At 35.5% G+C, this 12,830-nt stretch carries 12 protein-coding genes; 6 read left to right on the forward strand and 6 right to left on the reverse strand.

Annotation, left to right across the window (positions count from 1 at the left end):
* The first annotated feature begins 9 nt into the window (after positions 1–9).
* The 6 genes from P0Y62_12985 (at position 10) to P0Y62_13010 (ending at position 7,472) form a co-directional block, all read left to right on the forward strand.
* Positions 10–969, forward strand: a complete 960-nt coding sequence (locus P0Y62_12985) for a cell division protein FtsQ (protein ID WEK68762.1) — start codon at positions 10–12, stop codon at positions 967–969.
* 22 nt (positions 970–991) lie between these two features.
* Positions 992–2,386, forward strand: a complete 1,395-nt coding sequence (gene ftsA, locus P0Y62_12990; protein ID WEK68763.1) for a cell division protein FtsA — start codon at positions 992–994, stop codon at positions 2,384–2,386.
* 85 nt (positions 2,387–2,471) lie between these two features.
* Positions 2,472–4,382 carry a cell division protein FtsZ gene (ftsZ, locus tag P0Y62_12995; protein ID WEK68764.1) on the forward strand — a complete coding sequence of 637 codons (1,911 nt, stop codon included), beginning with the start codon at positions 2,472–2,474 and terminating at the stop codon, positions 4,380–4,382.
* Between the two features lie 111 nt (positions 4,383–4,493).
* Entirely contained in the window at positions 4,494–4,940 is a 447-nt protein-coding gene (locus P0Y62_13000; GenBank protein ID WEK68765.1) for a GatB/YqeY domain-containing protein, read from the forward strand.
* Between the two features lie 500 nt (positions 4,941–5,440).
* Entirely contained in the window at positions 5,441–5,851 is a 411-nt protein-coding gene (locus P0Y62_13005) for a BrxA/BrxB family bacilliredoxin (GenBank protein ID WEK68766.1), read from the forward strand.
* Positions 5,852–5,957: 106 nt separating this feature from the next.
* Positions 5,958–7,472, forward strand: a complete 1,515-nt coding sequence (locus tag P0Y62_13010) for a GH3 auxin-responsive promoter family protein (protein ID WEK68767.1) — start codon at positions 5,958–5,960, stop codon at positions 7,470–7,472.
* Between the two features lie 32 nt (positions 7,473–7,504).
* On the opposite strand, the gene P0Y62_13015 is transcribed toward P0Y62_13010, so the two are convergent.
* The 6 genes from P0Y62_13015 to mutL all read right to left on the reverse strand — a co-directional run bounded on the left by P0Y62_13015 (position 7,505) and on the right by mutL (position 12,816).
* Positions 7,505–7,882 (reverse strand): hypothetical protein, encoded by a 378-nt coding sequence (locus P0Y62_13015; GenBank protein WEK68768.1) that lies wholly within the window; start codon positions 7,880–7,882, stop codon positions 7,505–7,507.
* A 23-nt stretch (positions 7,883–7,905) separates the two neighbouring features.
* Positions 7,906–8,253 (reverse strand): hypothetical protein, encoded by a 348-nt coding sequence (locus P0Y62_13020; GenBank protein WEK68769.1) that lies wholly within the window; start codon positions 8,251–8,253, stop codon positions 7,906–7,908.
* A gap of 4 nt (positions 8,254–8,257) precedes the next feature.
* Positions 8,258–9,229, reverse strand: coding sequence for an endonuclease/exonuclease/phosphatase family protein (locus tag P0Y62_13025; GenBank protein ID WEK68770.1), 972 nt, complete (start codon positions 9,227–9,229; stop codon positions 8,258–8,260).
* Between the two features lie 71 nt (positions 9,230–9,300).
* Positions 9,301–10,296 (reverse strand): endonuclease/exonuclease/phosphatase family protein, encoded by a 996-nt coding sequence (locus tag P0Y62_13030; GenBank protein ID WEK68771.1) that lies wholly within the window; start codon positions 10,294–10,296, stop codon positions 9,301–9,303.
* A 9-nt stretch (positions 10,297–10,305) separates the two neighbouring features.
* Positions 10,306–11,019 carry a rhomboid family intramembrane serine protease gene (locus P0Y62_13035; GenBank protein ID WEK68772.1) on the reverse strand — a complete coding sequence of 238 codons (714 nt, stop codon included), beginning with the start codon at positions 11,017–11,019 and terminating at the stop codon, positions 10,306–10,308.
* A 3-nt stretch (positions 11,020–11,022) separates the two neighbouring features.
* On the reverse strand, positions 11,023–12,816 hold the full coding sequence (gene mutL, locus P0Y62_13040) for a DNA mismatch repair endonuclease MutL (protein WEK68773.1): 1,794 nt from the start codon (positions 12,814–12,816) through the stop codon (positions 11,023–11,025).
* Between the last annotated feature and the right edge of the window lie 14 nt (positions 12,817–12,830).

A 12,830-nucleotide genomic window follows, 5' to 3' on the forward strand; every position in this document is an offset into this window, starting at 1 on the left:
AACTCATTTATGAAAAATAAATACAGAATATTAAAAATTGCCATCACAGTAATCATTCTAGGATTTCTGCTGAGTTTCTCTTTAAAGAAATTCAGCGGTCAGAAGATTACGGACAATAAAATTTCTGTAAAAATGGATAATGGAAAAACTCCGGTGTATTTTGTTGACGAAAAAGACATCCGTGAGATTGTAAAAAAAGAAAACCCTTCGGGAAAAGTGGGCGATCTGAATATTCCTGCCCTGGAAAAGAAAATCAATAATCTTCCGGCTGTTGACAGTGCCAATGTCTATTTGAACCTGAATGGAAAATTAAATTTAGACATTAAACAAAGAGTACCTATTTTCAGATTGAATAAAGAAGGAAGAGACTTTTATGTAGATGAAAAAGGCACCGAGTTTCCGATTTCAAAAACCTATTCACATCCTTGTATGCTGGTAACCGGGGATGTCCAGAAAGATGAATACCGTCAGCTGGCTGAATTGGTTGAAAAAATTGATAAAGATGACTTCAGTAAAAAATACTTTATAGGAATTTCAAAAGATTATAAAGGAAATTATAACCTTCTGACCAGTGAGGGAAATTATAAAGTTGAAATTGGAGACTTAGATAATATTGAATTAAAAGTTAAAGGTTTCAAAGCTTTCGTAGAAAAATATTTGATCTATCAGGATCCTCAGAAATACAACAAGATTTCTGTAAAATATCAGAATCAGATCGTCACGACTTTGAATCCGTACTTTAAAGAAAATGACAGTATTCTGAACGTAGGAAACAAAGAACTGGCAAAAGCCTCAGCCACGCCACCCGCAGTCAGGAAAACCGTGGAAGTTCTTCCCAAAGCGGTGACAGTAAAGAAGCCAAGTCCTACTTCTTCAAAACCCAAAGTTGTAACCAAGCCCAAGGAGACGAAGAAAACAGAGAAAAAAGCAACGGCTGCAAAGCCTAAAGCAAAAGTTAAAATAGAATAAAAAATCAAATCGATATCAACAAATGGAAAATCAAGAGTATTCAGTAGGTCTGGACATTGGGACAACAAAGATTGTCGCCATTGTCGGAAGGAGGAATGCACACGGGAAAATAGAAGTTCTCGGTGTAGGGAAGGCAAAGAGTCTTGGTGTTCACAAAGGTATTGTGAATAATATTTCGCAAACCATTAATTCAATCAAAGCTGCTGTTTCTGAAGCACAGTCCAGCGCAGGAGTTCCTATCCGTAAAGTAACGGTGGGAATTGCTGGAAAACACATTCGTTCTCTGCAGCACTCAGATTATATTATGCGTGAACATCCGGATAAGTTCATTACAGATGATGACATTGAAGCATTGAAAGATCAGGTGAAAAAACTGGTAATGCTTCCTGGTGAAGAAATTATCCATGTACTTCCTCAGGAATACAAAGTCGATTCCGAAGGTGAAATTCAGGAACCTGTCGGAATGCACGGAAAACGTTTAGAGGCCAATTTCCACGTTGTAGTCGGGCAAATGGGAAGCATCCGAAATATCGCAAGATGCGTTCGTGAGGCCGGATTAGAAATGGAAGCCCTTACTTTGGAACCTTTGGCATCCTCAGAAGCTGTTCTTACAAAAGAAGAAAAAGAAGCAGGTGTAGCCATCGTGGATATCGGTGGAGGAACAACGGATATTGCTATTTTTAAAGACAATATCATCCGTCATACCTGCGTCATTCCTTACGGAGGAGGAATTATTACGGAAGACATTAAAGAAGGCTGTTCAATTATTGAAAAGCACGCCGAGCAATTAAAGGTTAAGTTCGGTTCTGCAGTTCCTGAGTTGGAAAAAGACAGTACGTATGTTACCATTCCTGGACTTCACGGAAGACCGGATAAAGAAATTTCATTAAAAACTCTGGCACAGATTATCAATGCAAGAGTGGAAGAAATATTGGAAATGGTAAATACGGAACTAAAAGCTTACGGTGCTTTCGAACAGAAGAAAAAACTGATTGCTGGAATTGTTCTGACCGGTGGTGGTTCAAACTTGAAACATCTTCGTCAGCTGGCTAACTATACAACAGGTTTCGACAGCAGAATAGGTTTTGCAAACGAATATATTGCGAACGATAAAAATCAATATCTTAAAGGACCTGAATTTGCGACTTCTATTGGATTACTGATGGAAAGTTTAAAAATCAGAGATAAAAAGATTACCAGTATTGAAGAAGAAGCTGTTTTAGAGCAACCTCAGCCAAAAGCTGAAGCTGTAACGACTCAAACGGAAACAGCGCAACAACAGCCTGTTCAGCCCATTGAAACCGTGCAGCATCAAGAAGTTGTAGCAGAACAAAACGAAAACAAAAGAGCGGCAAAACTGACTTTCGGACAGTCGCTTATGGAAAAAGTAAAAAAATTCTTCGAAGAAGTAGAATAAATTATAAATGATGAATTATAAACGATAAACGATTTTTTCCTTATCAACCCTTATTCATCAATTATCAACTATTAAAAGAACAGTTATGGAAAATATAGGTACACAGGGATTTTCATTTGATTTACCAAAAGGAAATTCATCGATCATCAAAGTAATTGGTGTAGGTGGCGGTGGAAACAACGCACTAAAACACATGTACGAGAAAGGAATTCACGGAGTAGATTTCGTGATATGTAATACTGATGCTCAGACATTAGACAATAACCCGGTTGCCAACAAAGTACAGTTGGGAACAACCATCACAGAAGGTCTTGGTGCTGGTGCAGATCCTGAAGTAGGAGAAAAATCGGCTATCGAAAGTATCGAAGACATTAAAGCGGCGATGGGTCAGAATACCAAAATGGTATTCATCACTGCCGGAATGGGTGGTGGAACAGGAACCGGAGCAGCTCCCGTTATTGCTAAAGTAGCAAAAGACATGGGCATTCTTACCGTAGGAATCGTTACCGTTCCTTTCAGCTTTGAAGGCAAAAGAAGATTGGAACAGGCTGAAAACGGTCTTGATAAATTAAGAAACAATGTTGACTCATTAATTGTCATCAATAACGATAAACTAAGACAACAGTTTGGAAACCTTGGATTCAAGCAGGGATTCTCAAAAGCCGATGAAGTTTTAACGAATGCTGCCAAAGGAATGGCAGAAGTTATTACAGGTTACTTCGATGTAAACATTGACTTTAGAGATGCTAAATCTGTGCTTCAAAACTCAGGAACGGCATTGATGTCTACAGGTATTGCTTCAGGTGAAAATAAAGCTGAAGAAGCCGTAAGAAAAGCATTAGATTCCCCATTATTAAATGACAACAAAATCACGGGAGCAAAAAACGTTCTGTTGTTGATCAGAAGTGGTGTAGAAGAGGTTACCATGGACGAAATCGGTATCATCATGGATCATATCCAGAAAGAAGCAGGAAATACTGCTGATATCATTTTCGGAGTTGGTGCTGATGAAGAATTAGGAGATTCTGTAAGCGTTCTTGTCATTGCAACTGGTTTTTCAAATGACAACAAGAAATTTTCAGGTCCTACCGAAAAGATCAAGATCAGCTTAAATGATACTTTTGACACTCCAAAAACGTCTCCTTTCAAAACAAGAGAAGAAAGAGAAGCAACCCCGGAAGAAACGCATGATTTCGGAGGTAAAAACCTTTTCAGGCTGGATGATGACAACGATACTCCACAGTTCGGGTCTATGACTACTGAAAAAAAAATGATTGTTGACAGTGAAGAGATAAAAACTGAAATAAAATTCTTTGATAAAGAGGAAGATACGCTGGACAACCCTGCTCAGAACTGGAGAAACGAGGAAGAACAGGAAGAATCTTTCAATTTGTTTTCTTTAGATGAAGAAGCAGAAGATCCTAACGATCTGGAAATTGAATCTTTCAAGTTTGACTTTGATAATAAAAAAGAAGAATCTCAGTCAAATACTTTCAGCAATTCTTACTCAGAAGAGAAGCCGGTAGAATTTAACTTCTTTGTTAACGAAACTATTAATGAACCTAAAGCTGATTTCGGACAACCTAAAACAGACTTTACAACTCCCAGCAATACAATAGTTCAGGAGCCCGCTCAAAAAGTAGAAACATTCTTCCAGACTAAACAGGAAGAACCTAAAATGGAAACCAGATCAACTTTTGAAAACAAAGCTGAAACTGAAATTTCAAAACCGGCAGAAGAAGAATTCACTTTTGTGAATAAAACGATTGATCAGGACAGAGTAATTGAAAGAAGAAATAAATTAAAAGAATTCAACTCCCGTTATCAGAGCTTTGACAGCTCGAGTGAGTTCGAATCTGTTCCCGCTTTCAAGAGAAAGAATATTTCTATTGATGGTAATAATGCTTCTGATCAGAACATCAATACTTATCTTTCCGATAATAACGGAAATATGCAGATCAGAGAAAACAGATTTTTAAATAAAGATGTTGATTAATCAATATAAGAGTATAAAAATGTAGCAATGTAACGATAGCGATGTCATGCTGAGTCTGTCGAAGCATCAACTTATAAATTATTACATTGCTACATTATTAAATTAAAAAAAATGAGTTTAGAAAATACAATAAACGAAGCTATAAAAACAGCAATGAGAGCTAAAGACAGAGTTGCTTTAGATTCTCTTCGTGCTGTAAAATCTCAGATACAACTGCTGAAAACGGAAGCTTTAGGAAAAGAGGTGACCGCAGAACAAGAAATTGCTATTCTTCAGAGAATGGTAAAACAGCGTAAGGATTCTTACGAACAGTTTACTGCACAGGGAAGAAATGACTTGGCAGAGGTAGAAGACGCTCAAATGAAAATCATTGAACAGTTTTTACCCAAACAACTTTCTGCAGAAGAATTGGAAGCAGAAATAAAAAAAATTATTGCTGAAACCGGCGCCGAATCTTTAAAAGATTTAGGAAAGGTAATGGGAGTGGCATCAAAGACTTTGGCCGGAAAATCTGACGGAAAAAGTATCTCTGAGATGGCTAAAAAGCTACTTTCATAAAAGTTCCGGAGTTGAGTTAAACTCATCACTGGATTCTATTTAGGATATTCAACCTTTGCATATCGATTTGATTAAAGAAGCCCGGAACCAAGGTTCCGGGCTTCATTTTATATAGCAGTATAATTAAAAAAACCTATAACAAGTTGTTACAGGCTCTTATTTGAGTCCTTCATTACATCCGATGTCAATTCTAAAAACATGGGAACGGATATAATAAAAGTTGAGGGAATTACACTATCAATCAGATTTTTACACCGACAATAATTCTTATATTATAATTATAAGTTTTTTTTCATGGAGTTTGTTTTTAGAATCTGTTTCAAAATTAATAAATATTTTTCAATATTAACATATATAAATCAAACATTAATGAAATTTATTATTTTTTTAATATCCTAACTATAAGGCTATTTGGTTTAATAAATTGAATGATAGTTATTATAAATTAATAGAAAGCTTAGAAAATTTGTAAATTTGCCTAGAATTATAAAAAATAAAAAATGTATCCAACAGATTTAGTAATGCCTATGAAGGCTGAACTTACAGATAAAGGCTTCGAAGATTTGACAACTCCGGCTCAGGTAGAAGAAGCATTAAAACAATCAGGAACTACTCTATTGGTCATCAATTCTGTATGCGGATGTGCTGCAGGAGCTGCAAGACCGGGAGTTGTATATTCTTTGACAGGAGATAAAAAACCTGATCATTTAACGACTGTTTTTGCAGGTTTCGATACAGAAGCTGTAGTAGAAGCAAGAAAACATTTGGCTCCATTCCCTCCAAGCTCTCCTTGTGTAGCTTTATTTAAAGATGGGGAACTGGTACACATGCTTGAAAGACATCACATTGAAGGAAATCCTGCAGGAGCTATTGCAGCCAACCTTCAGGCAGCTTATGATGAATATTGCTAAGAAACAATACATCTAAATATCAGACCGTTACAAAATTTGTAACGGTTTTTTTATTTATCACCATAAAAAATTCTCAGAAAATCCAAATATCATTATATTTGTTGAAATGGCAACAAAAGCACTATTCAATACTGTCGTCAACTGGTTCATCCGTCAAAGGATGGATCAGATTCAGAATTTTATGAACCATCCAATTGAGACTCAGAAAGGTATCCTTTTCTCTCAATTGTTTCATGCAGAAGATACGGAATATGGCAAAAAGTATGGATTCAATTCCATATCGAGCTATCAGGATTTTAAAAATAAGGTCCCGATTGTTACCTATGAAGATTTTGAGCCTTATATTGAAAAAGCAAGACAGGGACAAAAAGATGTGACCTGGCCCGGATATATTAAATATTTTGCGAAATCTTCCGGAACCACCAATGCCAAAAGCAAGTTCATCCCTATTTCTGATGAGAGCCTGGAATACTGTCATATGAAAGCCGGAAAAGATATGGTTTCGATATATGCCAACAATCATCCGGAAAATCAGCTTTTCAACTACAAAAACTTACGATTAGGAGGAAGCTCAGAATTATACGCCGATTTTAACACCAAATTTGGCGATTTATCTGCTATTTTAATTGACAATTTGCCTTTTTGGGTAGAAATTACTACCACGCCAAGTAAAAAGGTTTCTTTGATGGGAGAATGGGAAAGTAAGCTTAAAGCAATTACCTCCGAAGTTAAAAATGAAGATGTAGGAAGTATTCTTGGAGTACCAAGCTGGATGATGGTTCTCTTGCAAAGGGTACTAAAGGAAACCGGGGCTGAAAACGTTTCAGAATTGTGGCCCAACCTGGAAGTATTTTTTCATGGAGGAATCAGTTTTAAGCCCTACAAAGAACAGTTTAAACAAATCATAGGTAAAAACATTAATTACTACGAGATTTATAATGCCTCTGAAGGCTTTTTCGGCATTCAGGATAAGCCCAATAGTGATGAAATGCTGCTTATGTTGGATTATGGTATTTTCTACGAATTTATCCCTATGGATGAGTTTCATTTTTCGAATCCGAAAGTTGTAAGTCTCGAAGAGGTGGAAGTTGGCAAAAACTATGCGATGGTAATTACCACCAACGGGGGATTATGGAGGTACTTGATTGGAGATACCGTTGTATTTACTTCGGTTAATCCGTTCAGAATAAAAATTACGGGAAGAACAAAGCATTATATCAATGCCTTCGGTGAAGAGCTTATGATTACCAACGTAGAATCTGCGCTTACTAAAGCTTGTGAACTTACCAACGCAAAAATTACAGAATTTACCGGAGCACCAGTTTTTATGAAAAATAATGAAAGCGGTGCCCATGAATGGATATTTGAATTTTGTGAGCAGCCCAATAATCTGGATCAGTTTGTTGACATTTTTGATCAGCATTTAAAATCCATAAATTCCGATTATGAAGCTAAAAGGTACAATAATATAACTTTAAAAAGGCCTATTGTACATATTGCAAAAGAAAATCTTTTCTATAACTGGCTGGAATCAAAAGGCAAGTTAGGAGGACAGAATAAAGTTCCAAGGCTGAGCAATGACCGGGAATATATAGATCCGTTATTGGCAATGAATAAATAAAAAACCGCAGTGATTCTGCGGTTTTTTTATTATTATTTCTTTAAATCTTCTTTTAGCTTCTTGGCTCCGGTTTCTACTTTTTCAGCTCCTTTTGCCGCGGCATCTTTTACATCTTTTCCTACCTGTTGTGCCCCTTCTTTAATGTCTTTTCCTACATTATGAATATCTTCCTTAGCTTTTTGAGTGGTATTGTCTATTTTATTACCTGTTTCCTCCACTTTCTCATGAATTTCTTTTTTCGTGTCATTGATTTTGGTAGAATCTACTCCTGAAGGAGTTTCAGTAACTGTGGTTGTAGTCGTGGTAACAGATCCGTCAGGATTTTCCACCTGTTCTGTTTTGGTAGTGGATTTAGTACAAGAAACGACTAAAATGCAAATAGCGAATGCTGACAAAATTTGTTTTTTCATATTTTTATTATTTTTAGCTTTATTTAGTTTTTAACTTCCGGAGATTCTAATATTTTCTGTTGCTTTTCTACATTGGCCTTTTTCTTTTCCTCTTCCAGCTTCTTTTTATTTTCCTTATCCAGCTCTTCTGCAATTCTTTTTTCTTCTGCCTGAAGCTTTACTGCCTGTTTTAAGGAATCCTGATATTTCTGGGAAGACATTTTAATTTTTCTGATCACAGCCTCAGATGTGGCTCCTGCAGAAAAAGAATCTATCGCAACAGTATCATAATTCGGCTTTAAATTCTCCGAACTTTCCACAGCAACCGGTTCTTTATTAGAACAAGCACTTAAAATTAAAACAAGAATTACGCCTGAGAAAATATTTTTCATGGAACTAATTTAATAGAAATTCTGCAATTACCGGATAATGATCTGATAATTTAACCGAATGATCAACTTTATAGCTCAGTGGAATAATTGATTTTGAACTAAATATATAATCTAGCCTAAGTGGAACCTTATAATCATGAAAGCTTGTAGAAATACCGTTTCCTGCAGTTAAGTAAGCATCCTGAAGATCTTTCCCAAGATTATAATATTCATAAGAATTGGGCACGGAATTAAAATCTCCTGCCAAAATCACAGGATATGGAGACAAATCAACAACTTTTCTGATTTTTTTAATCTGATTTTCATGAGCCTGAAACGTAGGAATCATATGGGAAAGCAGTGTGGTTATTTTATTTTCTTTTCCAAGATCAGCAAAATTAAACATTCCTTTATTCAGCCTGAACGGTTCAAGATAGACATTGACCACACGGATAATTTTTCCGTTAATATCTACATCTGCATAAAAAGAATTCCCTCTGGATTTATCTGTAATAAGTTCCTCCTGTCTCACGATTCTATGCTTTGTTTTTAAGATTACCGTAGGATATTTCACCATATCTTTTCGCAAAGCTCTGTTGGTATCTTTTTCCTGCACCAATATAATATCTGCATTTTGATCTCTTATATATTTTTTTACCTTATCCCATCCAAAATCTCCATATTTAACATTAAAAGTCAATACTTTAATATCTCTTATACTTCTGACATTATCTGTTTTGGGAGAAAAATTAATCCATCTTCGGATAGGATTCAAAAAAATAAGCGTTCCTAAAGCGAATACTATAGCAATCTTTTTTCTTTTAAAAATCCATACGATTGTAAATAGTATGTGAATGACGACAAGATAGGGAAACGCCAGAGAAAGCAGATTCAAATTCCCAAGTAAATTAGGTGCGATCCAGGCATTTCCTAAAGTACATAACAATAGGATTGCAATAATGATATGGGAAAATAGCAATAACTGGTTCGGCTTCATAAAACGGTGTAATCACATTTGTTTTAACAAAAACCCTACCAATTGAATGTATTTAACGCTTTTTATGATTTTTAATCTGCTAATTTAAAAGTAGCTATTACAGGAAAGTGATCAGAAATCCGTACATCCCGATCGACTTTATAGCTTATCGGCTGTATCGATTCTGAGGTAAAAATATAATCAATTCGTAATGGAAATTTGAAATCATGGAAACTGGTACCGCTTCCTCTTCCGACCTCTACAAAAGCATCTTTAAGATGATCAGAAACTTTATAATATTCGTAGGAATTGGGTACTGAATTAAAGTCTCCAACCACAAAAACAGGATATGGAGAATCTTCTATTTCCTTCTTGATAATATCAATCTGATCCTGATGGTTTTTAAAATTGTTCAGAAGCTTCCTAAGAACATTTTTGGTCTTGGTTTCGTCTTCATCTTTATTCCCATTGAGCTTTACCATATCCTTTACGATACCGAAAGACTCTAAATGTACATTGATACATCTGTAAATTTTCCCGCGGATGTTAAGATCTATTACCTCACATTGTGCTGTTATATCTTTATTCTCTAATCCTTCAAAAAGATTTTTATGATTTACCACTTCATACTTAGAATAAAAAGAAAGTACAGGCATATTACTTTTCCCTGAAAGATTTTTAAGCTTAAAATCAGGAATGGAAGGTTCCTGCAAAAAAACTATATCCGCATTTTGTCTGTCAAGATAATCCTGGATTTGATCTACTCCAAATTTTCCTCCTTTTGCATTTAAAGAAACAATTTTCAGATTGGCTTCCTGATCTTTTTTTGAAGAATAGCTTACCCATCTTATAATGGGTTTAAAAAACAATACTCCAAATAAAAGAAATACAAAAGCTCTTTTTTTCCAGCTTATAATCCAGAAAAAAGTAAGTAATACATATATGCTAATTAAAACAGGAAATCCTAAGGAAAGTAAATTGAACCACGGAAATACTTTAGGCGGAACAATACTGTTCATTAGTACTCCCAATAAGAGAATGAGCATTCCTAAATGTAGGATGAAAAGGATGAGACGAAAAACTTTCACAGAATGATTTTAATTAAATCTATATAAATGTTTCTTCCAGATTCTGGCTAAAATCCATCCTACCAAAGCTCCTCCAACGTGAGCCAAATGAGCAATTCCTCCCCCGTTTCCTGAAACACCAAGATAAATAGAGATTACAATAACTATAGGAATTACATATTTTACTTTCATGGGAACCGGAATAAACATTATCGCAATTTTTGCTTCAGGATATAATGTTGCAAAAGCAGCAATAACTCCAAAAATTGCACCGGAGGCTCCTACCATTCTACCAAAATAAATTCCAGCTAAGTTTTGTTCCGCCTCATTATGAATTAATATTTTATCTGGATTTCCTATCAATGAATCCAGAAAATCTTTTGCATTAATATTCATCGCTTGAAGCTCTGAAACTAATTGCTGAACTTCAATAAAATTCCAAAGATTATATAAGAAAAAAGCTCCTAAACCACTTAAAAAATAAAGAAGTAAATACTTTTTATCTCCCAATCTGTATTCCAAAATAGGTCCGAAACTATAAAGAGTCAGCATATTAAATAAAATATGTACCAGACTTCCATGCATAAACATATGAGTAATAATCTGCCAAGATTTGAATTCTGGAGAAAAAGGATAATATGCGGAAAGTAAGTCATTTAACTGTGGTAGAAAAAATACAGCAATAAATACTATAACATTTATAATAATAATATTCCTGGTAATCGGTGGTATGCTATTAAACATTTTTTAAAATTTGTTTTTAAAATCATTAAACGGAACTTCATAAAAACATCTTTTTCCATTAGGAAGAAATTCCGGGAAACCTAATGCCGTAAATTCTTTTATAAGCTGCTCTGCATCTTTTTTGTAGATGAAATCGAAACGGGATTTAGACTGCATTTTATTCCATTGATTCTGATAAAAATGCATAAATTCTTCTTCTGTCTTATACTCCAGAATATCGAAAAGATTTTCCAGGAATTTCATCACCTGGGTTTCTTTTAATCCTTCAGGAACGGCATCTATTCTTAGTACGTTTTCATGAGCGATACTCATTTCAAACCCAAGTTCCGGAAGATATTTTTTTATGGATTTATATTTATTTTTCTCAATTTCATTCATATGGTATTCCAGAGAGAAAAGAAGGGCATGGCTAAGAGAAGAGCCCTTTTTGCCAGATTTATTGCTTTCTGAAACCGTTAATCTGTGCATTCTTCCTAAATCCAGCATCAACGTTCTGTCACCTTTATTGAAGAGCCAGTATCCATTGGGTAGCCTCATCAGATCTTCATCAAAGTCTTCATCTTCAAACAGGTTAATTTTTGAAGGCTCTGCCGAGATATTCTGATGATACATTTCTGCCAGATTCTGAATTTCAGCCTGCTTCATCGCTCCTCTTTCTTCCAAAAACGGATTGTAGTCTTTATCTACAATGATCTCCGGCATTTTAATAAATCCGCTTCCTCCTCCGCTGTTACTTTTACTCGGAAATGTTTTTTGCAACATTTCGTCCAGTTGCGGATCTTTCTCAAAATCAAGACTCGGAGCTACATTATAAATTCCAAGCGACCTTTTAATGGTTGAACGCAATAAAGCGAAAATAAGATGCTCATCCTCAAACTTCACTTCTGTTTTCTGAGGATGGATATTAACATCAATTTTCTCAGGATCAAGCTCTAAGAAAAGAAAAAATGTCGGAATGTATCCCGGTAAAAGCAATCCTTCAAAGGCTTCCTGTACCGCTTTATTGAAATATGGGCTTTTAAAATATCTTCCGTTCACGAAAAGAAACTGTTCGCCTCTTGTTTTTTTGGCGCCTTCAGGTTTTGCAACGAATCCGTGAAGTTTGCACCAGATAATATCTTCTTTGATCGGGATGAGTTGTGGCTGGAGCTTTCTTCCGAAAATATCCACAATACGCTGCATCTGACTTCCTTTTCTGAGTCTGAAAACAGCCTCATCATCATGAAATAAGGAAAACTCCAGGTTTTCATGAGCCAAAGCAACCCGTTGAAATTCGTCGATGACGTGTCTGAATTCAATATTATTATTTTTCAGGAACTTTCTTCTTGCCGGAACATTGTAAAATAGATTCTTTACTAAAAAATTAGATCCGTCCGCCGTTTGTATAGGGTCCTGAAACTGGAACACACCTCCTTCAATGTAAATATTGGTTCCAATCGTTGCATCTTTTTGCTTGGTTCTCAGTTCAACCTGGGAAACCGCAGCAATAGAAGCTAAAGCTTCGCCTCTGAAACCTTTGGTGGCAATTTTAAAAATATCTTCTGTTCCTCTGATCTTTGAGGTTGCATGTCTTTCAAAAGCCATTCTTGCGTCAGTTTCAGACATTCCTTTTCCATCATCTACTACCTGAATAAGGTTTTTTCCTGCATCTCTTATAATCAATTCTACTTTAGTGGCATCTGCATCTATTGCATTTTCCAAAAGTTCTTTCACAATAGAAGCCGGTCGCTGCACGACTTCTCCTGCCGCAATTTGATTGGCTACATGATCCGGTAAAAGCTGAATAATATCTGACATAAAAAATGTAAAAT

It is taken from the genome of Candidatus Chryseobacterium colombiense (assembly GCA_029203185.1).
Lineage (GTDB): Bacteria > Bacteroidota > Bacteroidia > Flavobacteriales > Weeksellaceae > Chryseobacterium > Chryseobacterium colombiense.